At 61.9% G+C, this 23,105-nt stretch carries 22 protein-coding genes; 7 read left to right on the top strand and 15 right to left on the bottom strand.

Features of this window, described 5'->3' with window-relative positions; genetic code table 11:
• Nucleotides 1-131: 131 nt before the first annotated feature.
• Both QWI20_RS16235 and QWI20_RS16230 read left to right on the top strand, forming a co-directional pair.
• Nucleotides 132-821 carry a fumarylacetoacetate hydrolase family protein gene (locus QWI20_RS16235; RefSeq protein WP_369306319.1) on the top strand — a complete coding sequence of 230 codons (690 nt, stop codon included), beginning with the start codon at nt 132-134 and terminating at the stop codon, nt 819-821.
• A 96-nt stretch (nt 822-917) separates the two neighbouring features.
• A complete protein-coding gene (locus QWI20_RS16230) occupies nt 918-1,823 on the top strand; it encodes an AraC family transcriptional regulator (protein WP_369306318.1) in 906 nt (301 codons plus the stop codon).
• A 278-nt stretch (nt 1,824-2,101) separates the two neighbouring features.
• Here the strand turns inward: QWI20_RS16230 and QWI20_RS16225 are convergent, their stop codons facing one another.
• Nucleotides 2,102-2,980, bottom strand: a complete 879-nt coding sequence (locus QWI20_RS16225) for a LysR family transcriptional regulator (RefSeq protein WP_369306412.1) — start codon at nt 2,978-2,980, stop codon at nt 2,102-2,104.
• 89 nt (nt 2,981-3,069) lie between these two features.
• On the opposite strand from QWI20_RS16225, the gene QWI20_RS16220 reads away from it, so the two are divergent.
• A complete protein-coding gene (locus tag QWI20_RS16220) occupies nt 3,070-3,780 on the top strand; it encodes a CTP synthase (protein ID WP_369306317.1) in 711 nt (236 codons plus the stop codon).
• Nucleotides 3,781-3,787: 7 nt separating this feature from the next.
• Nucleotides 3,788-4,111 carry an antibiotic biosynthesis monooxygenase gene (locus QWI20_RS16215; RefSeq protein ID WP_369306411.1) on the top strand — a complete coding sequence of 108 codons (324 nt, stop codon included), beginning with the start codon at nt 3,788-3,790 and terminating at the stop codon, nt 4,109-4,111.
• 226 nt (nt 4,112-4,337) lie between these two features.
• Here the strand turns inward: QWI20_RS16215 and QWI20_RS16210 are convergent, their stop codons facing one another.
• From QWI20_RS16210 to QWI20_RS16200, 3 genes are all read right to left on the bottom strand, one after another.
• Nucleotides 4,338-5,756: a short-chain fatty acid transporter gene (locus QWI20_RS16210; RefSeq protein ID WP_065986241.1), complete on the bottom strand. Its 1,419-nt coding sequence runs from the start codon at nt 5,754-5,756 to the stop codon at nt 4,338-4,340.
• Between the two features lie 219 nt (nt 5,757-5,975).
• The gene (locus QWI20_RS16205; RefSeq protein ID WP_192174022.1) at nt 5,976-6,632 is read right to left on the bottom strand and encodes a CoA transferase subunit B; all 657 of its coding nucleotides are present in this window, start codon (nt 6,630-6,632) and stop codon (nt 5,976-5,978) included.
• 92 nt (nt 6,633-6,724) lie between these two features.
• Nucleotides 6,725-7,426, bottom strand: a complete 702-nt coding sequence (locus QWI20_RS16200; protein ID WP_037013408.1) for a CoA transferase subunit A — start codon at nt 7,424-7,426, stop codon at nt 6,725-6,727.
• Nucleotides 7,427-7,556: 130 nt separating this feature from the next.
• Between QWI20_RS16200 and QWI20_RS16195 the strand changes: the two genes are divergently transcribed.
• The 3 genes from QWI20_RS16195 (at nt 7,557) to QWI20_RS16185 (ending at nt 10,622) form a co-directional block, all read left to right on the top strand.
• On the top strand, nt 7,557-8,480 hold the full coding sequence (locus QWI20_RS16195) for a LysR family transcriptional regulator (RefSeq protein ID WP_369306316.1): 924 nt from the start codon (nt 7,557-7,559) through the stop codon (nt 8,478-8,480).
• A gap of 153 nt (nt 8,481-8,633) precedes the next feature.
• Nucleotides 8,634-10,004, top strand: a complete 1,371-nt coding sequence (locus QWI20_RS16190; protein ID WP_133776483.1) for a gluconate:H+ symporter — start codon at nt 8,634-8,636, stop codon at nt 10,002-10,004.
• 342 nt (nt 10,005-10,346) lie between these two features.
• A complete protein-coding gene (locus QWI20_RS16185) occupies nt 10,347-10,622 on the top strand; it encodes a hypothetical protein (protein WP_369306315.1) in 276 nt (91 codons plus the stop codon).
• 10 nt (nt 10,623-10,632) lie between these two features.
• On the opposite strand, the gene ssuE is transcribed toward QWI20_RS16185, so the two are convergent.
• The 11 genes from ssuE to QWI20_RS16130 all read right to left on the bottom strand — a co-directional run bounded on the left by ssuE (nt 10,633) and on the right by QWI20_RS16130 (nt 23,101).
• Nucleotides 10,633-11,214, bottom strand: coding sequence for an NADPH-dependent FMN reductase (ssuE, locus tag QWI20_RS16180; RefSeq protein ID WP_369306314.1), 582 nt, complete (start codon nt 11,212-11,214; stop codon nt 10,633-10,635).
• 357 nt (nt 11,215-11,571) lie between these two features.
• Nucleotides 11,572-12,654 (bottom strand): polysaccharide biosynthesis/export family protein, encoded by a 1,083-nt coding sequence (locus QWI20_RS16175; protein WP_369306313.1) that lies wholly within the window; start codon nt 12,652-12,654, stop codon nt 11,572-11,574.
• A 166-nt stretch (nt 12,655-12,820) separates the two neighbouring features.
• Nucleotides 12,821-14,233, bottom strand: coding sequence for an undecaprenyl-phosphate glucose phosphotransferase (locus QWI20_RS16170; RefSeq protein ID WP_369306312.1), 1,413 nt, complete (start codon nt 14,231-14,233; stop codon nt 12,821-12,823).
• Nucleotides 14,234-14,246: 13 nt separating this feature from the next.
• Nucleotides 14,247-15,470 (bottom strand): glycosyltransferase family 4 protein, encoded by a 1,224-nt coding sequence (locus tag QWI20_RS16165; RefSeq protein ID WP_369306311.1) that lies wholly within the window; start codon nt 15,468-15,470, stop codon nt 14,247-14,249.
• Between the two features lie 95 nt (nt 15,471-15,565).
• Nucleotides 15,566-16,606 carry an acyltransferase family protein gene (locus tag QWI20_RS16160; protein ID WP_369306310.1) on the bottom strand — a complete coding sequence of 347 codons (1,041 nt, stop codon included), beginning with the start codon at nt 16,604-16,606 and terminating at the stop codon, nt 15,566-15,568.
• Between the two features lie 9 nt (nt 16,607-16,615).
• Nucleotides 16,616-17,737 carry a glycosyltransferase family 4 protein gene (locus tag QWI20_RS16155; RefSeq protein WP_369306309.1) on the bottom strand — a complete coding sequence of 374 codons (1,122 nt, stop codon included), beginning with the start codon at nt 17,735-17,737 and terminating at the stop codon, nt 16,616-16,618.
• 127 nt (nt 17,738-17,864) lie between these two features.
• Nucleotides 17,865-19,187, bottom strand: a complete 1,323-nt coding sequence (locus QWI20_RS16150; protein WP_369306308.1) for a hypothetical protein — start codon at nt 19,185-19,187, stop codon at nt 17,865-17,867.
• A gap of 100 nt (nt 19,188-19,287) precedes the next feature.
• Nucleotides 19,288-20,541: a glycosyltransferase family 4 protein gene (locus QWI20_RS16145; protein ID WP_369306307.1), complete on the bottom strand. Its 1,254-nt coding sequence runs from the start codon at nt 20,539-20,541 to the stop codon at nt 19,288-19,290.
• Complete coding sequence (locus QWI20_RS16140; protein ID WP_369306306.1) at nt 20,538-21,539, bottom strand: glycosyltransferase; 1,002 nt, start codon at nt 21,537-21,539, stop codon at nt 20,538-20,540. Before QWI20_RS16140 ends, QWI20_RS16145 begins: the two co-directional genes overlap by 4 nt.
• A gap of 231 nt (nt 21,540-21,770) precedes the next feature.
• Entirely contained in the window at nt 21,771-22,295 is a 525-nt protein-coding gene (rfaH, locus tag QWI20_RS16135; RefSeq protein WP_192174009.1) for a transcription/translation regulatory transformer protein RfaH, read from the bottom strand.
• Between the two features lie 5 nt (nt 22,296-22,300).
• The gene (locus QWI20_RS16130) at nt 22,301-23,101 is read right to left on the bottom strand and encodes a WbqC family protein (RefSeq protein ID WP_369306305.1); all 801 of its coding nucleotides are present in this window, start codon (nt 23,099-23,101) and stop codon (nt 22,301-22,303) included.
• Nucleotides 23,102-23,105: the final 4 nt, after the last annotated feature.

The following is a 23,105-nucleotide window of genomic DNA, read 5'->3' as shown; positions in this document are numbered from 1 at the left end:
CGGCTCGGTTCGTTGTGTTGCGTTGAGCTGCGTTGTTTTGTCCAAAACCAGATGCGATCTGTCCAACCCGGCTGAGTGATCAACCGCCACACTCAATCCATGCCGAGCCACCTTCAATCGAGGACACCGCCATGACCGAGTTTGTTATCGCCCCCGTTGTCACACCCTCCCTGGCCGTCGCCGGGACGGCCAGCCGTTTTCCGATTCGCCGGGTGTTCTGCGTCGGCCGCAATTACTCCGATCACGCCCGGGAAATGGGCCATGACCCTGACCGCGAGCCGCCTTTCTTCTTCATGAAGCCGGCCGATGCCGTGGTGCCCGCCGAAGGCCGGATTGCCTACCCGCCGCTCACCGATGACCTGCACCACGAGATCGAACTGGTCGTGGCGATCGGCAAGGACGGCGTGAATATCGACCCGCAGGACGCCTTGACCCATGTCTGGGGCTACGGCGTCGGCCTGGACCTCACGCGCCGCGACTTGCAAGCGCAGGCCAAGAAAATGGGCCGGCCATGGGAGTGGGCCAAAGCGTTCGACGCCTCCGCGCCCGCCACGCCGCTGCGCCCGGTCAGCGAGATCGGCCATCCGGAAGCCGGCGCGATCTGGCTGGACGTCAATGGCGAGCGCCGTCAGCGTGGCGATCTGTCTGATCAGATCTGGGCGGTCAGGGACGTGATCGCGCACCTGTCGCAATCGGTGGGCCTCAAGGCGGGCGACCTGATCTACACCGGCACGCCGGCCGGAGTGGGTGCGTTGCAGCGCGGCGATGTGGTCACCGCCGGGATCGAAGGCATTGCCGAGCTGAATGTGACGATCGGCTGATCCCACGTTACGCCCGCCTGAGAAACCTTTGGTTCGGCTGCCGCCGTTGCCCTACCATGGCGGCAGTCCGAACCCGCGATTTCAGGTGTTTCAGCGATGGCCCATCCCTCCCGCATCCAGACCTATGGCATGCAGCAGCGCAGCGACCGCATGGATTTCTACATCCGTGACAAGTCCGCCCGACCGGCGCTCACGGCGCCCCATCGTCATGATTATTTCCAGATCCAGATCAACCTCGGCGGCGACACCGTGCAGCACATCGGTGGCGCGGTCAGGCCGTTTCCCCGCAACACCCTGGCGTTCATCCTGCCCCATCGCCTGCATGTGATTCCGCACCCGGAAGACGGCAATTTTGTCGTCATCAACTTTTCTCAGGAATTTCTCCTGCAGCACCTGCAGTGCGATCCGATGGACCTTGAAGACGTGCCCGTCGCCGAGGCGCCTGAGCTGGCGCCGTTCCGTTTTCAGGAGCATCTGGATTTCACCCTTGATGACGCCGACTTCGCCGACGTGACCGCGCTGCTGATGCAGATGCGCGAGATGGATCGCGGCAGGCAGTTGGGCTCCAGCGCCATTCTGCGGGGCTGTCTGCTGCAATTGATCGGCGCGGTGTGCAATCGCTACGAAGCGCAGTTGCTGGCGCTGTCGGCGAACAAGGCCGAGCGGCGTGGACGGCGCGATGCGATGAGCCGGGTGATCGACTACATCCGCGAGCACATCGCCGATCCGGCCATGACCCTCACCGATGCCGCGGCGGCGGCCTTTCTGTCGCCCAATTACCTGACCCACCTGCTGCGCAAGGAAACCGGCAACAGCTTTTCCGAACTGGTCCTGGAGCGGCGCATGCGGCTGGCGCGCACGCATTTGATGAACAGCAGCAAACCCCTGAGCCACATCGCCGAGATCTGCGGGTTTACCGACGAAGCGTATTTTTCGCGACGCTTTCGCAAAGCCCACGGCATGCCGCCGGGGCAGTTTCGCCGGGAGCGGCGGGGTGGTTGAGCGGGGTTGACGAGTTGTTGGCTTTTAAAGGGGACTGATTTATTTACAGCGCTTCACCGTAAATTAATCTGTCCCCGTTTTAGCGAGAAAGTGATAGCGACTGAACCGGCCTCTTCCCGGCTGAAGCCGGTCCCACTGAAAGCGTCGTGCCCGATCAATCTCAATGTGCTGGCTTCTTTCCTGGCTGAACGCAGGCCTCCCGAACACCGCGTACTTAGTGGGACCGGCTTCAGCCGGGAAGGCGTCGGCACAGCTGGCATCATTCCGGTGCTGTCGGCCTACAGCTCAATCGCCCTGATCAGCTCACTGAATAACGTCGACACCGAGCGCAGCGCCCGACAATCCGGCCGGGTCAGCAGCCACAGCCCGGTGTCATGGCCTGCGAGCGGCTCGCTCATAGGCTGAACCTCGCTGTCCCGAACCATAAAATCCGGCAGCGCTGCCACGCCCATGCCTGCGCGCACCAATTGGGCCACAGCAAGCATGGAGCTGCAGCGGTAGGCGAGGTTCACGCCGGGCAGATGCTGCCGGCGCCACATCACGGTCGGGTGATCGGGGAGGAAATCGTCGGGGGCGATCCAGTCCATGTCGTCGAGGGCCAGATCACCGCAGCGTCGCGCGTAGGCCTCGCTGGAACAGACCCGATATCCAACCGTGCCCAGGCGAGTGCCGACCAGATGCTCGGGCGGCGTGTTGGTCAGACGCAGGGCAATGTCGGCGTCGCGGCGGCTCAGGTTGGCGAAGGTGCTGGACGTGTTCAGTTCCAGGCGCAGGCCCGGGTAGTCCGGCATGAAGCGGCTCAAGGCGGGAAGCAACAGGCTTTGCAGAACGGCTTCGGTGCAGGTCAGGCGCACGGTGCCGCTGACGACTTGCCGGCCCTGCTCGAGACTCAATTGCGCCAGCGCCAAAGCGTTCTCGGCGCTCTCGGCCTGTTGAGCAAGCGCCAGTGCTGCGCTGGTCGGTACGTAGCCGGCGCGGCTCTTGTCGAAGAGCGCCGTGCCCACCGACTTTTCCATCCGACGCACCGCGCGGAACACCGTCGAGACATCGACTTTCAGCAGTTCGGCGGCCTTGGCCAGCGTCCGACCACGGACCAGCGCGAGGATGAGGGTGAGGTCGGCATGGTTGATTCGATAGTGCGCAGCTGCATTGATCACTTGCCCGGACGCCCATTCTGATTGCAGGGCCACAAGCTTATAGTCGCCTCCGGACCTCACGCAAAGCGTTTTGATATCAGGGAGCACACATGACTCAGCGGCAGAACATCCGGATTGCATTGGTAGGTGACTACGACCCAAGCGTGCCGGCACATCAGGCCATACCCGTGGCGCTGGACAGGGTGGCGAACGAAACGGGGCTCAGCGTGCAGGCCACATGGGTGCCGACGACGGACATCGGGGATGGCGCGAGCCTGCAGGCGTTCGACGGCGTCTGGTGCGTGCCGGCCAGCCCTTATCGCGACATGGACGGCGCGCTGACGGCGATTCGCTTCGCCCGGGAGCGGCAGGTTCCCTTTCTCGGGACGTGCGGCGGCTTTCAGCATGCGTTGCTGGAGTACGCGCGCAATTGTCTGGGCTGGACCGATGCCGAGCACGCCGAAACCGCGCCGGAATCGGAGAACGCAATCATCACGCCGTTGAGTTGTTCGCTGGTCGAAGCCTTCGCACCGATTCGCCTGCGCCCGGGTTCGCGAATTGCCGCCGCGTACGGCGCACTGGAAACCCGCGAGCGCTACCGCTGCCGCTACGGTTTGCGCAAGGAGCTGGAGGCCGACGTGTTTGCCGGCCCGCTGAAAGTATCGGGCTATGACGAAGACGACGAGGTCCGCGCGATGGAGCTCGACGGTCATCCATTCTTCGTCGCGACGTTGTTTCAACCGGAACGCGCGGCGATGGAGGGCAGCACCCCGCCGTTGGTGAAGGCGTTTGTGCTGGCCTGCGCGGCGGAGTTGATTTGACATGACGATGGCAAACACCTTTGGCGTGCCGTATTACGCAGTGATCTTCACATCGGTTCGCACTGAACTCGAGGCACAGGAATATGACGACGCGGCCCGGCGGATGCTTGAGCTCGTTCGTCAGCAGCCGGGGTTCCTCGGCGTGGAATCGGCACGCAGCGACGATGGGCTGGGGATCACCGTGTCTTACTGGGCGGATGAAGCCGCGATCCTGGCCTGGAAGGAACATCCGCAACACCGGGAAATCCGCGAGCGTGGCCGTTCGACCTGGTATCGGCGGTGCACCACGCGGGTTTCCAGGGTGGAGCGGGAATACAGTTTCGGGTGTTGACGCGCACTCTGAACCTGTCGTTTTGGCACCGCGATGTCACGCGGCAAACACGGTGCCTGTGGGAGTGAGCTTGCTCGCGAAGACTGTCTTCCATCCGCCAAATGATCCAGCGGATGTACTGGCCCCCTTCGCGAGCAAGCTCGCTCCCACATTAGATTGCGACAACCCCGGGAATCTGCGGCGCGCGCAGCTCAAATTCCCGGCTAAAGCCGGTCCTACTATCCAATCAAGGCATGACCGGCGGGATGTACGCCAGCGTCGTGCCCAGCACCCACAACAGGAACAACACCAGCGGCGTATGCACCAGCAACTGCACGAACGAGAAACCGATCAAATCCCGCGCTTTCAGCCCGAGCACGCCCAGCAGCGGCAGCATGTAAAACGGGTTGATCAGGTTCGGCAGGGCTTCGGCGGCGTTGTAGATCTGCACCGCCCAGCCGAGGTGGTATTTGAGGTCGTTGGCGACCTGCATCACGTACGGCGCTTCGATGATCCATTTGCCGCCGCCGGACGGAATGAAGAATCCGAGAATCGCCGAGTACACGCCCATCAGCAACGCATAGGTGTCGTGGGACGCGATGCTGGTGAAGAACGTCGAGATGTGGTGCGCGACGGTTTGCGCATCACCGCCCTTGACCGTGGTCAGCAACGCGGCAATCGAGCCGTACAACGGAAACTGGATCAGCACGCCGGTGGTGGTCGGCACGGCGCGAGCCACGGCATCGAGGAAACTGCGCGGACGCCAGTGCAGCAGCGCGCCGACCATGATGAACAGGAAGTTGTAGGTGTTCAGGCCGGAAATCGCGGTGATCGCGGGCTTGGTGCTGAACTCGTTGTACAACCAGCCGGACGCCAGCGCGACCATCAGAATAATCAGCAGCGGGCTGTATTCCAGCCATTCGCCCGGGCGAGTGCGCGGCGGCAGCGGTGGCAGGCTAAAGCTCGGGTCAATCCCGCATTCCTTGGCATCGCGTGCGTTGGCCGGGCCGGGCGCCGTGGCGTAGGCGACAATGATCGAGACCACCACCAGGGCCAGCAGCATCACGCCGGACTGCCAGAGGAAGATGGTCTGGGTGAACGGAATCACTCCGGTGATCGCCAGGATTGACGGCGGCAGGCTGGCGGGGTTGGCTTGCAACTGAGCGGCGGACGACGACAGGCCCAGGGCCCAAACCGCGCCCAGGCCCAGATAAGCGGCGGCACCGGCGGCGCGGTAGTCCATTTTCAGATCGGTCCGCCGGGCGAGGGCCCGCACCAGCAAACCGCCGAATACCAGCGACAGTCCCCAGTTGAGCAAGGAGGCCACCATGCTGATCAGCGCGACCCAGGCCACGGCCGAGCGGCCGTTTTTCGGGAGGCGCGCCAGGCGGTCGATCAGCTTGACCGCTGGTGGCGAACTGGCGACGACGTAACCGCCGATGACCACGAAGGCCATTTGCATGGTGAAGGGGATCAGGCTCCAGAAACCGTCACCAAAGGCTTTGGCGGTGTCGGCGGGTTTGGCACCGATGACCAGCGTGGCAAGCGTGACGATGACCACGGCCAGGGCGGCGAACACCCACGAGTCCGGGAACCAGCGTTCCGCCCATTTGGCGCAACGCAGGGCAAAGCGGGCGGAGCGGCTTTCTTCGATGTCGGCGGCCACGTGTGTTACCTCTTTTAGTTATTGTTCAGGTTTTTTGGACGGCAGTTTCAAGTGTTGGCGGTGACGCAAAAAAGCACCGGCTCAGATACAGCAAAGCCCCTTCATCGCTGAAGGGGCAGGGCGGTCTGACCAAAGGTGCGGGTGCAGCCAATGCTTATGCTGCGGCGAAAACGTGAGGCATGACGCGGATCCTGCAGAACCGCGCCGTTGCCGGGTCCATCAGAACGTCATTTCGACCACGTCATCCGGCACGATCAATTTGCCGGCGGTCTTGGCGATGATTTCGTCGACGGTCACGCCCGGTGCGGTTTCGCGCAGCACGAAGGCGCCGTTTTCGATCTCAAGGTACGCGAGGTCGGTCAGCACTTTCTTGATGCAGCCGGCGCCGGTCAGCGGCAGGCTGCAGCGTGAGAGCAACTTGGATTCGCCGTCCTTGGACGCATGAGTCATGGTGACGATGATGTTGTCGGCGCCGGCCACCAGATCCATCGCGCCGCCCATGCCCTTGACCAGCTTGCCGGGGATCATCCACGAGGCGATGTTGCCTTCGACGTCCACTTCGAACGCGCCGAGCACGGTCAGGTCGACGTGGCCGCCACGGATCATGGCGAAGGACTCGGCCGAGGAGAAAATCGAAGCGCCCTTGCGCGCCGTCACGGTCTGTTTGCCGGCGTTGATCATGTCGGCGTCGATGGTTTCTTCGGTGGGAAAGGCGCCCATGCCGAGCAGGCCGTTTTCCGATTGCAGCATTACGTCGATGCCGTCCGGGACGTAGTTGGCAACCAAAGTCGGAATGCCGATGCCCAGGTTTACGTAGAAGCCGTCTTGCAGTTCGCGCGCAACGCGCTGTGCCATTTGTTCGCGGGAGAGTGCCATGGTCTTGGGTCTCTTTTATTCTGTCCGGCCTGTGGGAAGCCTCAGCGCCGGAGATACAAAGGGGGGAGCTCGGTTCGAGTACGACGCTGATGTCAGGCTTTTCTGACGGTTCGCTGCTCGATGCGCTTCTCGAACGTGCCCAGGATCACGCGATCGACATAAATGCCGGGGGTGTGGATTTCGGTGGGCAACAACACGCCGGGCTCGACGATTTCTTCGACCTCCACCACGGTGATCTTGCCGGCCGTGGCCACCACCGGATTGAAGTTCTGCGCGGTATGACGGTAGACCACGTTGCCGAAGTGGTCAGCCTTCCAGCCTTTGACGATGGCGAAGTCACCGGTGATGGCTTCTTCGAGAATCACGTTGCGGCCGTTGAACTGGCGGGTTTCCTTGCCTTCCGCGACGGGCGTGCCGTAACCGGTGGCGGTGTAGAAGGCGGGGATGCCGGCGCCGCCAGCGCGCATTTTTTCGGCCAGGGTGCCCTGGGGTGTTAGCTCGACTTCCAGCTCGCCGCTGAGCAACTGGCGCTCGAACAGGGCATTTTCACCGACGTAGGACGCGACCATTTTGCGGATCTGCCGGTCTTCCAAGAGGATGCCGAGGCCAAAGCCGTCGACGCCGCAGTTGTTGGACACCACTGTCAGGCCTTTCACGCCCATGCGTTTGATTTCAGCGATGAGGTTTTCAGGGATGCCGCAGAGTCCGAAGCCGCCCGACAGCACGGTCATGTTGTCGGTTAGCCCGGCGAGGGCTTCAGCGTAGGTTGCCACGCGTTTGTCGAGTCCAGCCATGGTGAGATCCCGCCTTATTTGTAGTTGTGTCCGACAATCTAAGCATCGGAGAGCGTTGGCCGCATCTTCTCTCGCAGGCACTGATTTGTTAATTTTGTTGTTTTGATCGATTGATAAGTAATCCAAATATATGAATGTGAAACAGCTTCGGGCGTTTCTGGCAGTGGCGCAGTGCCTGAGTTTCGCTCAGGCCGGAGAACGACTGCATCTCTCGCAACCGGCGTTGAGTCTGACCATCAAGGCGCTGGAGGAAGACCTGGGCGGGCAATTGCTGACCCGCACCACGCGCAACGTCAGCCTGACGCCCGAGGGCGAGGCCTTGCTGCCGCTCGCCCGGCAGTTGCTCGCTGACTGGGACAACACCGAAGAGCTGCTGCGCCAGCGTTTCACCCTGCAAATGGGCAAAGTCTCGGTGGCGGCGATGCCGTCCTACGCAGGCAATCTGCTGCCGATCGCGCTGAAGGTGTTTCGCGAGCGCTACCCACGGGTGAACGTGGCGGTGCACGACGTGATCAATGAGCAGGTGGTGGAAATGGTCGGGCATCGGCGCGTGGAGCTGGGCATTGGTTTCGAACCTGAATCGGGCACTAACCTGATTTTCACGCCGTTCTACATGGATCGCTTCGTCGCCGTGGTGCCCAAGGATTCGCCATTGGCCGCGCGCAGCGAAGTGAGTTGGGACGAGCTGCTGCGTCACGACTTCATCACCTTGCAACGCCCGTCCGCTGTGCGCTTGCTGCTGGAGCAGGACCTGCAGAGCCAGCACGGCAAACTGTCGGTGGCGTTTGAAAGCCATCAGCTGTCGACGGTGGGCCGCATGGTCGCCAACGGCCTGGGCGTCAGCGCGGTGCCGTCGCTGTGCATCGCGCAGATGGAAGAACTCGGCGCCCACTGCATTGCCCTGGAGGGGCCGCGCATCGAGCGACGCATCGGTTTGATGACTCAGGCGGACCACCAATTGTCAGCTGCTGCCCAGGGTTTGCGCGAGGTGTTGATCGAATGCGCACGTGACTCAAATCCCGCTTCAGGGAGCAAGCTTGCTCCCACAGGGTGATATCGCGTTCCAGGTGGGCGACCGGTGGCGAAACGGCCAGAGCCTGTGAAAATTTAACTGCGACGCAATGCCGCATCCGGTATGGTTCGGCCGGCTGAAACATATTGTTTCAATCCGTCCTGAAATAAAAACCGACCGATAAGGGGTTCCGCGTTGGATCTGTCATCTGCTGCCTGGGTGTTTCATGACACTCGCCTGATCATCTGCTGCCTGATCGCCATTGCCACCATCATTGTGCTGATCAGCGCGACCAAGCTCCCGCCGTTTCTGTCGATTCTGGTGGGCACATTCATCGCAGGGATAGGTGCGGGGTTGCCAGCGGAGGCAGTGGCGAAGGCGTTCAGCAAGGGCGCGGGCGGGATTCTCGGTGAGGCCGGGATCATCATTGCCCTCGGTGCCATGCTCGGTGCGTTGATGGCCGAGTCCGGCGCGGCGGATCGCATTGCCTCGACGTTGTTGGGGCTGGGCAAGGGCAAGATGCTGCCGTGGGTCATGGCCCTGGTGGCGATGGTCATCGGCCTGCCGCTGTTTTTCGAAGTAGGTCTGGTGATGATGGTGCCGATCATCTTCGTCATGGCCCGCCAGTCGAATCAGCCGCTGCTGAAAATCGCGATTCCGGCGCTGGCCGGCATGACCACGCTGCACGCGCTGATGCCGCCGCACCCAGGGCCGCTGATCGCCGTCAGCGCCTTGCACGCCGATCTGGGCCTGACCATGTTGCTGGGTTTCTGCGTGGCGGTGCCGGCGGTGATTCTGGCCGGTCCTCTGTACGGCAACTGGCTGTCCAAGCGCATGCACATCGAGGAACCGGCAGAGCTGGGCGAGCTGTTCTCGGCCAAACCCACTGCCTCCCGCCAACCGAGCTTCGGTATCTCGTTGCTGATCATTCTGCTGCCGGTGATCCTGATGCTTGGCAGCACCCTGGCGAAAATCGCCATGGAGCCGGAAAGCAACATCGCGCTGACGTTGAAATTCCTCGGTGAGCCGCTGGTGGCGTTGGGCATTGCGGTGCTGGCCGCAACGGTGTGTCTGGGCTGGGCCAACGGTATTTCCCGCGAACAAGTCGGCGGCACGCTGCGTAAAAGCCTGGCGCCGATTGCCGTGTTGCTGTTGACCATCGGTGCCGGCGGCGGCCTGAAGCAAACGTTGCTGGACGCCGGCGTCAGCCAGACCATCAGCAAAGTGGCAGAAGGCGCGCACATGCCGTACCTGCTGCTGGCGTGGTTGATTGCGGTCGCGCTGCGTCAGGCCACTGGTTCAGCCACCGTCGCGACCACTACCACGGCGGGCATTCTTGCACCGATGATGGCCGGGCTGGCGCCGGTGGAAGCGTCGCTGGTGGCGCTGGTGATCGGGGCAGGCTCGGTGTTCTTCTGCCACGTCAACGACGCAGGGTTCTGGATGGTCCGCGAGTACTTCGGCCTGCAACTGAAGCAGACGATTTGGGTGTGGTCGGTGCTGCAGACGATTGTCTCGGTGGTCGGGCTGATCGGCACGTCGCTGTTGTGGCACTTTCTGGTGTGACGATTTTCCGGTCTCACGCAGATCCCTGTGGGAGATCCCCGTCGTGCGAACGCCGTAGATGTGGGAGTGAGCTTGCTCGCGAAGGTGGCGTCTCAGGCGATTGATTCGTCGCAGGCATAATGCATTCGCGAGCAAGCTCGCTCCCACAAGATCTCCGTCTTCAGGTACATCTTCGGTGTGATTATGATCAGAGCCCGCAGGTTCTATGCAGGCAGATGCACCGGGGCAACCCCGCATACGCGCCAACCCCGATAGCCACTATCAAGACGACTGATTTCTGCTGGAAAGCCTCGGCGCGTAGCCTTGGCTTCATTCCAGAAACGAGCCGAATGGAGGCTCCCAATGAACCGTCTTCTTGCCCTCTCCCTGTTACTCTCCGCCTCCGTTCTCGCCGGTTGTGCCGCTGGCAATCATCCCGAACTGCGCCCCTATAGCTCTGAGGAAACCCACCAGCTGGCCCTCGAAGACCTCAATCGTCGCGGCTTGTCCTACGACGAATTCCAGGCCCGCAAGGCGCAACTGATGGAACAGCCACAACTGCAACGCGCCCACGCGTTCGATAACCGTGGCGAATACAACGCCGAAGTCAGCGTCGCTTCGAAAGCACGTCAGGGTTGAGCCGGAAAACCTACAACGCCAGCTTCAAGTGTCCACCCGCTTCCTTGTGACGCGCATGGGTCCGGTGTTGAAGGCCCAGTAAAAAGTGATCCAGGCCGTCATGCAGTCGCTGGGTCAGCAGTTCATCCAGATCACCGCCCAATGCGTTCTCGCCGTAGCTGATCTGGCTGTCGATGGCGAACACCCCGTGCAGCACTTCCTGGCATTTCAGTGCCGACAGCACCGGTTTCAACGCGTAATCCACCGCCAGCATGTGCGCAATGCTCCCGCCCGTGGCAATCGGCAAGACCACTTTGCCGTGCAGTGAACGCTCCGGGAGCAGGTCGAGCAGCGTCTTCAACGCCCCCGAAAACGACGCCTTGTACACCGGCGTGCCGATCAGCAAGCCATCCGCCTTCGCCACTGCGTCGATGAAAGCCACCACCTGTGGGCTGTCGAATCGAGCGTAGAGCAGGTCTTCGGCGTTGAAATCCTGAATGCGCACACCGTTCACTTCCACGCCACGGTCCTTGAGCCACTGCGCTGCATGTTGCAGCACCACGCCCGAGCGCGATCGGGTGGAAGGGCTACCTGAAATCGAAACTACCAACATGTGTTGTTTCCTTGGGGTCAGTCACCCGAGGTGCCAGGCACCGTGCAGGCTCGCGATCAACGCGAAGTAATGGGCGTGAAGACCCTTTGAAGGAGTGAAGCAGCATGTGTGCCAGCCCCCTCAATGGTCCGCTCTCCCCGTGAATCCGGCGATCAGCCTCAGTTGCAATACTGTCAAACACCCCAGGCTGTTGATCCAGGCGCACGTAGTTGTTGATCCGGTGTTGCCTCAGCAACACTTGCCGCTGCCAAATTCAAGCCAAAAAAAATCCCCGCAGTCGGACCACTGCGGGGATTTCTCTGTTGCTCTGCTGTCAGCTTGCAGCTTCAAACTTGCCCCTTGAAGCTGCCTGCCCCATCAATTCCTGAACATCGCACCGGTCTGGATGATGTTGTTCGAACCCAGCAACTGGCTCACGTAACGGCTCCAGCGGGTGATGTTGGCCGGGCCGACAAACACCACGTCCTGGGCCGCCAGCTCGAAGCCTTTCGCCAGCGCATAACTGGTCGGCTTCTTCGCAGCGAGGTGATAAACCGTCGCCCCGTGGGTGGCGTCCTGTGCACGAATGACATACACCGCATCGCCATCGGCTGCGTCAGGGCTCAGGCCGCCGGAGGTGCCGAGCGCTTCCAGCAAGCTCACGCTGGTGGTGCTGAACGAGATCACTTGCGGGCGCTGGACTTCGCCCAGCACGTAGATCTTGTTCTTCGAGTTGCTGTTGAGGTGCAGGTAGTCGCCGTCTTTCAGGAAAATCTTGCTGATCTGCGAGTCCTTGCGGTTCAGCGAGTCAACGTCGATCACGTAATCCTTGCCGTCGCGACGCAGGGTCAGGCCGGCGAGGTTGGCGTCGGTCAAGTCAAGACCGGCCTGGCTGATGGCCTGAACCAGACTCAGCGGAATGTTGGTGATCGGTTGCGGGCCTGCCGATTTGAAGGCGCCCGAGAGCAGGACGCGCTGGCTGTTGTAACGCAGCACTTTGACGTCGACTTTCACTTCGGTGTACTGCGGTGCCAGACCCATGCGCAGTTGGTCGCGGATCTGCGAAACAGTCTTGCCGGCGGCTTGAATACGGCCCACGTACGGGAAGAACACGGTGCCATCGTTCAGCACTTCGCGGCTGTTGGCGTCCAGTTGTTCTTGGGAGCCGGGCGCGGTCAGTTCAGGGTGTTCGAAAACGGTCACCAGCAAGGCGTCACCCGGGCCGACGACGTATTCGGGCGTCTTGTAATTCAACAGTTCCGGGGGCAGCGGTTTGGCCGCGGCGTCCGCCGTTTTCTGCTGCTGCGCAAGGGTGGCAGGGGTGATGTTGATCAGCGTGACCTGGGGACCGTCGGGGTCGTTGTCGGTGACATCGCTGTAAGACATGTACTGACCGGGGGCGAATGCGCAGCCTTGCAACACCAGACTGGAAAGCAGCACGACCGCTAACGTTACTTTCATATGAATGTTCCTTCTAATCCTAATAGGTGCGTACTGGCACCGCAGTGATTTCTTTGCATCCCTTACTTACACCGAACATCGGATCACATTCGCTCATGCACCCGTGCACCTCCCGCCGAGCTTACTAGCCCTTGGCCATGTTTGTTGTTTTTGGCAGATTTTCTTTTTAGAAGGCGTTCTTGTTGACGAAGCCTTTGAAGAGCGTCAGCAGGATGATTTTCAGGTCCAGCCAGACTGACCAGTGCTCGATGTACTGCAGGTCGAATTCGACGCGTTTCTGCATTTTGTCCAGCGTGTCGGTCTCGCCGCGCCAGCCGTTGATCTGGGCCCAGCCGGTGATGCCCGGCTTGACCTTGTGCCGCAGCATGTAACCCGACACCTGCTTGCGGTATTGCTCGTTGTGCGCCACGGCGTGGGGGCGCGGGCCGACGACGGACATCTCGCCGCGCAGCACATTGAAGAACTGTGGCAGTTCGTCCAGCGAGGTACGGCGCAGGAACGCGCCCAGCGGCGTGATGCGGCTGTCGTTGCGCGTGGCCTGGGTCACCACCGAGCCGTTTTCCTGCACGCTCATGCTGCGGAATTTCCAGACCATGATCGGCCGCCCGTCCAGGCCATAACGGCGCTGACGGAACAGCACAGGGCCGGGGGAGGTGAGCTTGATCGCCAGGGCGATGAGCATCAGCGGCAGGGCGATCATGGTCAGGATGATGCTCGACAGCACGATGTCTTCCAGACGCTTGACCACGCTCCAGGCGCCGTCCATGGGCGAATCGAAAATGCTGATGCTCGGCAGGCCGTTGATGCTCTCGCTGCGGGCATGCAGCAACTCGAACATGAACACGTCAGGGATCACGTAGACCGACGCGGTGGTATCGCTCAGGCCTTTGATCAGTTCCTGCAAACGCGCCTGCGCGCCCAGTTCAAGGGTGATGTAGACCTTGTCGATCTTGCCGTCGCGGGCGTCCTGAATCAGTTGATCCAGATCGCCCAGCACCGGAATGCGTCGGCCGATGCGCGCCAGGTCAATCTGCTGCGGCGCTTCGTCATAGAAGCCCAGCAGGTTCAGGCCCATCCACGGCGCGCGTTCGATGGACATCGCCAGGCGTTCGCCGCAATGGCCGGTGCCGACGATCGCCACGCGACGGGTATTGAAACCCTGGGCGCGCAACGCGTGCAGCACGCTGCGAATCGCCAGACGATAACCACATAGCGCCACCAGCACGGCGGCAAACCAGGCCATCTGGCTGTCGTCCGCCAGATCGTCGGGCTGCAACAGCAGGTAATCGACAAACAGCAGCAGCACGAAGGCCAGGCCCCAGTAATTGGCGACCTTCAGCAGCTCGCGCACAATGCGCTCGCCACGCCACGAGCCGTACAGCTGGTGGTATTCGGCCAGCCAGTGAAAGGCCACCGCCGCCAGCAGAATCTGCATCCAGGCTTCGCTGCTCATCGGCGTGCCGGTGAGCAGGTTGACGCCGTAACCGCCGACCGCGATGACCGCCAGATCGAGCAGCCGGTGAGCGACGGACAGCGACGATGAATGGGCATGCAGGATGCCCCGTAATGGAGTGCGCATAGGCTGGGCTCGCTCAGACGGATTTAATCGGAACAACGCGGGCGGAGAGGTCGCTGCTGACCAGCGTCGGCGCGATCTGCATCGGCCGGTTGTGCGCGGGCTGGCGGGTTTGACGGGCAGCACTCAGGCGGGTCTCGACGAACTGGCGCATTTCCAGTTCGAAGCGGACTTCGCTGAAGCGCTCGGCGTTGGTCCGACAGGCTTGCGCGGTGATGCGTGAACCGTTGATCTCGAACGTTTCGATGGCGGCCATCAGCGACGCCACACTCTGCTCCGGGTAGAGCACGCCGGTCGGCTGCGGATGATCCAGACCGCAGACCGTTTCCACCACGCCACCCTTGGCAAACGCGATGACCGGCGTGCCGCAGGCCTGGGCTTCCACCGGGCTGATGCCGAAATCTTCTTCGGCGGCAAACACGAACGCCTTGGCGTTGCTCATGTGTTCCTGCAACACCGCGAACGGCTGATAACCCAGCAGCGTGACGTTCGGCGCGTTGGCCGCAGCGGCCTTGGCCTTGTCCATTTCCGGACCGTCGCCGATCACCACCAGACGCTTGTTCGGCATCGCCGCGAAGGCTTCGATAATCATCGGCATGCGCTTGTACGGGACCATGCGCGAGGCGGTGAAATAGTAATCCTGCTTCTGTTCCTGCAGCGCGAAACCGCGGGTGTCCACCGGCGGGTAGATCACCGTGGATTCGCGACGGTAGGCCTTGGTGATACGCGCGCCGATGAAGTGCGAGTTGGCGATGAAGTCATCGACGCCGGCTGCGGTGCGCTGATCCCACATGCGCATGTAATGCAGGATCATCCGCGCCACTTTGCCTTTCAGGCCGGTGCTCAGGTTCGCCTCTTTGAGGTACTGATGCTGCAGGTCCCAGGCGTAGCGGATCGGCGAGTGCACGTAGCTGACGTGCAACTGGTCCGGGCCGCACAGGACGCCTTTGGCCACGGCGTGACTGCTGCTGATGATCAGGTCGTAACCGGACAGGTCCAGTTGCTCGATGGCCATCGGCATCAGCGGCAGGTAGCGCTGGTATTTGGTCTTGGCCTTGGGCAGGCGCTGGATGAACGTGGTCTTCGCGACCTTGCCGCCCAGTCGCGCGCGGTCCTCGTCGCTGAGGAAATCGATGACGGAGAACAGATCCGCCTCGGGCCAGATGTTGATCAGCGATGCCAAAACCCTTTCGGCACCGGCGTATGTCACCAACCAGTCGTGGACGATTGCAATTTTCATTGGAATTCTCTGCATTAACGGCTGAGGGACGTCCGGCACGTCGAGCCAGGCTCGCGAGGGCCATCCCATGCCTTTCCATGTGCGCAGGCGCTAAATCAGACGCTGACAGGCTGCGTCTCGGCTTTGCGGTTATTGAGGCGTTTTCCGAGCTGGATGAACGGGTGTTCGATGTAGCGGAAGCACAAATGGGCAGCGCCCAGGGTCAGGACCGTCGCGACCAGCGCCACCAGCAGGCCCGGAGCGTCGGTGCCGCGCAGCAGAAATTCGCTGAGCATGCCCATGGACGGGTGCAGCAGGTACAGCGAGTAACTCACTGCGCCCAGCCAGACCAGCGCCGGGTGGTTCAGGCGCACACTGCGGGTCAGCAGCACGAAGCTGACGATGGCCACCGCGTAGGTGAAGCAGTAACGGCCCCAGGTTTCGCCGGTGCCCATGTCCTTGCTGTACGCCATGATCAGCGTCGGCGGCAACAGCACGGCGAAGGCCACGAACAGCATCTTCAGGTTCCGCGTCAGCGCCGGGCTGTGTTCAGCCAGCAACCACTGACGCCACACCGAGCCGAAAAACATCAGCGACAACGCCAGGGGCAGCGCCACCGGCAGTTTGTGTTCGGTCAGCGCGCGGGCAATGCTCATCGCCAGCGCGGCGAGCAGAAACACCAGCGAACAGCGCGCCCGGAAGGCCAGGTCGTACAGCTTGCCAGCGATGAACAACGCCAGGCACAGGCCGTAGAACACCAGTTCAATAAACAGCGTCCAGTACAGGCCGACCACGTCGTCGAAGCCCAGTGCCGCTTGCACCATGGTCAGGTTGGCGACGATCTGCGGCCAGGAAGGCAGCGGCGCGCCGGTCAACTGAAGCATCAGCACAAACAGCACCAGTGACAGCCAGTAGGCCGGGTACAAGCGCATGAAGCGTGAGATCAGAAAGCGTCGGGCGCCGTCGGGCACCGGCTTGAGGCTGTAGGGAATCACCACGCCGCTGATCATGAAAAACCACAGCACCCCCAATTTGCCGGGGTCGATCAGGTAATCCAGCACCCAGACGTGACCGATGACCGGTGCATACAAATGGGTGAAGACCACCATCAAGGCAGCGATGCCGCGCAACGCGTCGAGATAGGCAAGGCGTTTCATGGCAGTGCCTCAGAGCTTGCTGGAAGATTCGCGACCCAGGGCATCGCTGCCCTGGCTGCTGCGCCGGTCTCTGACCGGACTCTGCAGCGCGTCGATGCGTTGAGAAACCTGTCGCGCCGATTCTTCCCAGGAAAACCGCGCCACGTTGTTCAGCCCCCGTCGGCGCAGGGACTGGCGCAGCGGCATGTCCGTCAGAATGCGTTCCATGGCGGCGGCCATGTGGTCAATGTCCAGCGGATCGAAATACAGCGCGCTGGCCTGCAGCACTTCGGGAATAGACGCCGCGTTCGCCGCCAGCACCGGGCAACCACAGGCCTGGGCTTCCAGGGGCGGAATGCCGAAGCCTTCATACAGCGACGGAAACACAAAGGCCGTTGCGCCCTGGTACTGGCTGATCAGTTCGTCGTCGCTCAGGCGCCCCAGAAAGCGGATGCGCGGGTCACGACTGGCCAGACGTTGCAGGTTGTCGTCGCTGAAGATCCCGCTGGCGCCACCGACGATGCGCAGTTGCAGATCATCGTGGCCGCGCAGCAGCAGGAACGCCTGAATCATCCGGCTGAAATTCTTGTGCGCGCTGGGCGACGACACCGCCAGCAGGTAGTCCTGTTGCTCTTTAACAGGCGGACCCGGTTGAAACGCACCGCTCACGGCGTTGGGCACCACGAAGATTTTCTTCTCCGGGAATCTGTAGAACTGCGAGATTTCACCCTTGGAGAAGGCGCTCACCGTCAGCAGCGACTTGATCCGCGACAGCATGATCGGCGTCATGGTCCGGTAAAGCAGGCGAAAGGTGCGCGTGTAGCTTTCCGGGTGACGGACATAGGTGACGTCGTGGTGGGTCGCGATCTGATTGCCGTACAACAGCGGCGCGGTGCTGCACAGGGAAATCAGCAGCGGGTTGCCCTGACGGCGCAGGTACAGCGGCAGGTCCAGTTGTTCCCACAGGTGGCCGCTGTGACGGCCGATGCATTGCACGTCGAGGGCCTTGGCGCTTTCGTGCATCTGAATGCCGTGGGGGGCAACAAACACGACGTCATCGCGCAGTTGCTTGAGGGCCAGGCAGATCTGTTCGGCGAAGCGTTGAACGCCACGCAATTCCTGGGTCAGAAAACGTGCATTGATCACAATCATTGTGGTCGACCTGTAGAAGAGATAAAGGGGTCGTGCGCAGGAGCCATCGGCGCCCTGAGTGAAAGGGCCATCAGCGCCCTGAATGAAGGGGCGCTCGAAAGGCGGACCGGAATAAAAAAGGCAGCATTCAGGGCAAGGCAAACAGTGCCGGGCGGGTGCCCAGGCTTATTATTTTCGGGAAGTCATCGATCGGCACTTGCGCCGAGCAACGCCCGTCGTTGCAGTTCCACGGGATACCGCTGTCGACCTGGCCGCGTTGCGGCTGGCGGGTGTCGATGTATTGCACGTTGCCGCGCAGCACGCTGCTGGCGTCGACCTTGATGGAACGCGGCAGCCCGGCGGTCCAGGCGACCATGATCTGCTCCGAACCCTTGGCGAACCGCAGCAGGTATTGCGAGTCGATTTCGCGACTCTTTTCAGCGTCGTAACGGAATTGATGCAGCGTCGGGCTGATGGCCTTCAGCGTCAGGTAGGCCTGCTTGATGCTCAGGTCCTGATTGAGCAGGCCGAAGTTCTGCTCCGGATCGGTGCCGTCGGGGCCGTCGTTGAGCAGGCCGTTCCACCACATGCCCTTGACGTTGGGCATCGTCTGCGCCAGGAAGAAACTGCGTGCCAGAAACGCCGCCTGGGTCTTCTCATCACTGCCGCAGCGCCCGTCGTTGCTAGGCCAGCCCATTTCGGTGAGGTACAGCGGCACCGGGCCGTTGTCGCGGTTTTTATCCTTCAGGTCCTCGCTGATCCGTCGCAGCCAGGCAATCCAGTTTTCCGGGGTGTTGCGCTCATCCGAACGGCAATACACATACGGATGAAGCGACAACCCGTCGACGTGGTTAAGCACGCCCGATTCCACCAGCCGGTCGGCAAACCCCAGGTCCATCCCCTGACTGGTGACGGCGCCGGCCAGAATCACCATCGGTCGCTGGTTGGCGCGAATACGCTTGGCCGTTTGTTCGATGAGCAGGCTGTAGTCCCTGGCGAACCCCGGATCGACCGGGTTCTCCTTGTCCCACTCGTTCCAGATCTCGTAGAAGTCCACGCTGTCGGTGAGCTGGCGGGTGACGAAGCTGGCGTAGTTGCCGTAAGCGTCGCGCACCGAGGGTTTCCGCGGTTTGGCGTAGTTCTCGTAAAACGGGTTGCCGTAGCCCAGCACCAGCAACGGTCGCAGGCGGTTTTCCTGGGCGGCGCTCAGGAACGACTGCCACGATGGCTCGATTTTCAACACACCTCGTCGGGGCTCGGCGCTGGACCAATAAGCATCGTCGCGCACCGAGTCGACACCCGCCGCTTTGAGCAGCTGCAACGCGCGGGCGGAGGTGCCGGGTTTGTTCATCAAGTGCGTGTCGACGCCGATGATGAATGCTTCGTCCGCCCGCGTGATGCAACTGATCAGCAAGCCCAGCAGCAGGACCGCCGAGGGTCGTCGTAACCGGGTCAGGTAAGGGATGAGCATGGCTTGTCTCAGTGAAGAGGCACGGTCCGGAGCGCTTGCTCAGGTAGGTCTCGGGCCGTCGGCGGTAATGTCGGCATCGCGTGCAGGCATGCCGATGTGTTCAGACCGGGTGGGGCAGGGCATGCCGGTTGCGCTGGGCGGTGTCGTCCAGCAGCGTCTGGGCAAAAATGCTTTGGTAACTGTCGAGCATCAACTCCAGGTTCAGTAACGACGCCACGCTGACCCGCGCCTGGCCGCTCAGACGCGCCAGCAATTCCGGGTTCTGGTGCAAGCGCAACATCGCCTGGCCCAGTGAGTCGGGGTCCTGCGGGTCACACAGCAAACCGTTGAGCGGGTCCTGAATGATTTCCGGCAAACCGCCCATGCGGCTGGCAATCACCGGCACCGAGTGGGCGCAGGCCTCGACGGCGACCATGCCAAAGGGCTCGTTCCACAGCGAAGGCACCACGGCGACGTCGATCTGGCGGTAGAACGCTTCGGGCTTCTGGTAACCGACGAAACTGATCTTCGACGATGTCGCCAGCGCCTTGAACGTGGCTTCGTCATCCGTCTGGCCACGCCCTGCGATCTGCAGCGTGGCGTCGAAGGGCAGTCGCTGAAATTGCTCGATCAGCCAGGCCACGCCTTTCTGATGGGACAGCGTGCCCATGTAGCCGAAGCGCAACGGCGCTTTTTTCGTCGCCAGATCCGCTTGCCGCCGCTGATGGGGCGAGGCGGTCGGCGGCGTGAACGGGCTGGCGTTGTGCACGACGTACGGGCTGGCGGCGCTGAAGTAACCGCGCTGCTGCAGCTTGTCCAGAATGAAGCGGCTGACCCCGACCACCGCCGCGACCTGGCCCGAGCGCGCGTCGTGGCCCTTGCGAAAGGTCTGGCAACTGCCGCATTGCTGCTGGCAGCACTGGCCGCGTTTGAACATGTTGCTGCTCGGGCACATCAGGTACATGTCATGCAGCACCTGCACGATCGGCAGTCTTGCAGCGGTGATCTCGTCCCAGACGGACACCGACCAGCCGGCCAGGTTGTGGCAGACCACCAGTTGCGGCTGCTCGCTGCCGATGACCTGTTTCACGTAGCCGCGCATCGCGCCGTTGTAGCGGTCGCGCAGATGCCAGCCCAGGCGTGCCAGCCGGCCAGGCCGTTGCGCACCGAAATGCCAGTAGAAGTTGCGCAGGCCGGCGCGGTAGACCTTGACGCCGTTCACCGCTTCAACGCTCAGGCCCGCGTCGGGGCCGGTCACCAGCACGCTGACTTCACAGCCGCGCTGCTGCAGGCCTTCGACGGTACGCTGAAGAATGATTTCCGCGCCGCCTCCAATGTGAGGGGCATACAGGCTGCTGATGAACAGTATTTTCATAGTGGATACGACTGATTCAGACCCAGTACCCCGGACTCACCGTCACGGATGGCTTGTTCGATCAGGCCAAGGCGCTCCTCGGCACCGCGTCGCTTGGCGATCAGCCGCAGCAGGCGGAAGAACACCCAGCGGTTGAGGCCATACAGCAGCGACGAATTGGCCCAGACGTTTTTGTCGAACCAGGCCTGATTGCGCGCGCCGTAGTAGGCGCGCAAGTCCGAGCCACCGAGCAGGAAGCTCTCGTAGATGTTGTTGGTGCGCGCCTTGATGTTCCACGAGCTTTCCAGATCGTCGAGCAAGGCGTCCGGCACCAGAAAGATCCGGCCGCCACCGGCCGTGATGCGAAAGGTGTATTCGCTGTCGTCGGCGTAGAGCATCAACGCGTCCAGCGGCAGGCCGATGCGGCGATACAGAGTGCGGTGGGCGAGCAGGCCGCCGTACGTGGCGAACGGCAATTGCACCATAGGCAGTTTGCGGTGCGGGCTTTGCGGCGCGCCCCACGGCAGCCGGCGCCAGATCTTGTACGGCAACTGCGCGATGTGAAAACCGAAGAAACTCGAACGGCGCTGAATGGCGAAGCGGTTCGGCACGCCCGCGGCGATGTCCGCCTGATGGGTCGGACGAAAGCCCAGCACGGCGGCCTTGTCTTCGCCGTCGACGCGTTTACGTTCTTCGAGCACCTGATGCAGCGTGGCGATGGCGTTGATGGTCGGCGCGTTGTCGTCGTCCATCAGCCAGATGTGTTCGGCCCCGGCATCCAGTGCGGCCTGAATCCCCACCGAATAGCCCCGCGCGGAACCAGTGTTCTCGTGCATGTAGATCACGCTGACCTGATTCGGCCAGGTGCGGCGCAGGTTATCCAGCGGTGCGGTGGACGCGTTGCTGACGATGATCACGCGATCGATCAGCGGGCTTTCCAGCGAGCGTCTGACCAGCGTGTGCAGGTAGTTGAAACGATCACCATAGGTGAGCGTCACCAGTGTGGTTTTCTGGGTCATGGCGAGTTCCGGGCGAAGGGGGGTCAAGAGCGCCGCGCGAGAAACACGGCACTGGAAAGCAAATCAGGGGTTTGTGGCCAGACGCGGTGCCGCAAGGCAAACACCGTACCTGTGGGAGCGAGCTTGCTCGCGAAGACGGCATTTCAGCCGCTGAATATTTAGCGGATGTACTGACCTATTCGCGAGCAAGCTCGCTCCCACAGACGGCAGCTCATCTGCTGAATAGTTGGCTCATGCCTGCGCTTGCATCCGCGACAGGCTGCTGACCGGCAGGGTGACCTTTTGCTCACGTTGCAGCAGGTTGAGCAGAATCACCGCGCGTTCATCACCGTCGGCGGCGAGGAAGATCGCTTCGACGTCGTTGAAGCCCTCGGCCGTGATCCGCACCGTTTCCCCTTCTTGAAAGGTGACCCTGGCCGGCGGCGCCAGCAGACGCTGACGGATCTGCTCGATCAGCGCATCCTGCACAGGGACGGGCATGCCGCCGAAGGTGACGATGCGCGCCACGCCGCGGGTCGAGCGGATCGGGTACCAGTTGTCGCTGGCCTGGTCCATGTGGATGAACAGGTAACCGGGGAACAGCTCCTCTTCGGCCGGCGCCCGTGAGCCGCGTTTTTTCTCGCCGTGCTTGACCGGGCGGTAGCACTCGAACTGCTGACGTTGCAGGTGTTCTGCCGCACGTGCTTCCTGGCGGGGTTTGGTCTGGATCAGGTACCAGCGCGCGGAGCCACAGGCGCTATTGACGACTTCAGACATACACTTCACTCCACTGCGATCCGGTGCGACCCGGTCAGGACAACGTCAGGTTTTTGCGCCAGCCCGTGCATCATGCCCGGCCGCGCGCTGGGTGGATTCTTGTCCAGCCCGTATTCGGTCAACATCTGCTGCACATGCTCGACGCAGTTGAACATCAGCACATCGATGATCGACAGATTGGCGACGAAAGGTTGCCGGAATTGCCGGTACACCACCGGGTTCATCCGGAAGAACCGCACCAGCAAGCCGTTGCGGGCGAAGTGATCACGGTCATAGATGACCGATCCGCCTTCCGGGGTGATGAACGTCGTGGCTTCGAACGTGTGAGCGATGCGGATAATGCGCTCCTGCTTGTCCACAGCGCTACCCAATATCAGGTCCGAGCTGCGCAGGATCGGCGTCACGATGTGCAGATAAGCACAGATTTCACGGATGGCGTGTTCGGCATACAGCGCGATGTTCTGCTGCGGGAAACGGATCAACCGCTCCAGCAACGGCATGACCTGGGCGAAGCAGGGCGCCTCTCGATAACTCTCGGCGAGCAGATCGATCAGCCGCGGCGCTTCATCGCTGAAATGATCACACAGTTGGCGCTGATTGATCTGCAACTGAAAGCGGTCTTTCTTCAACGGAAAGCTGATCAGCTTCGCTTCGTCGTTGTGCAGGATGCGGTTGCGATTGACCCAGCCGGACCGCACATACTGCAGATCGTCTCCCAGGACGAAGACGTCTGCGGCAGCAATGAGCTGAAAGTAACCCAGGTACGGGAACAGATAGGGCTGCATCACTGCAAGGGTCCTGGCCATGTGT

Origin of the sequence: Pseudomonas sp. W2-17 (assembly GCF_041060445.1) — a bacterium.
Classification (GTDB): Bacteria; Pseudomonadota; Gammaproteobacteria; order Pseudomonadales; family Pseudomonadaceae; genus Aquipseudomonas.
The sequence above is the reverse complement of the archived record's forward strand: the minus strand, read 5'-3'. Positions and strand labels throughout refer to the sequence as shown.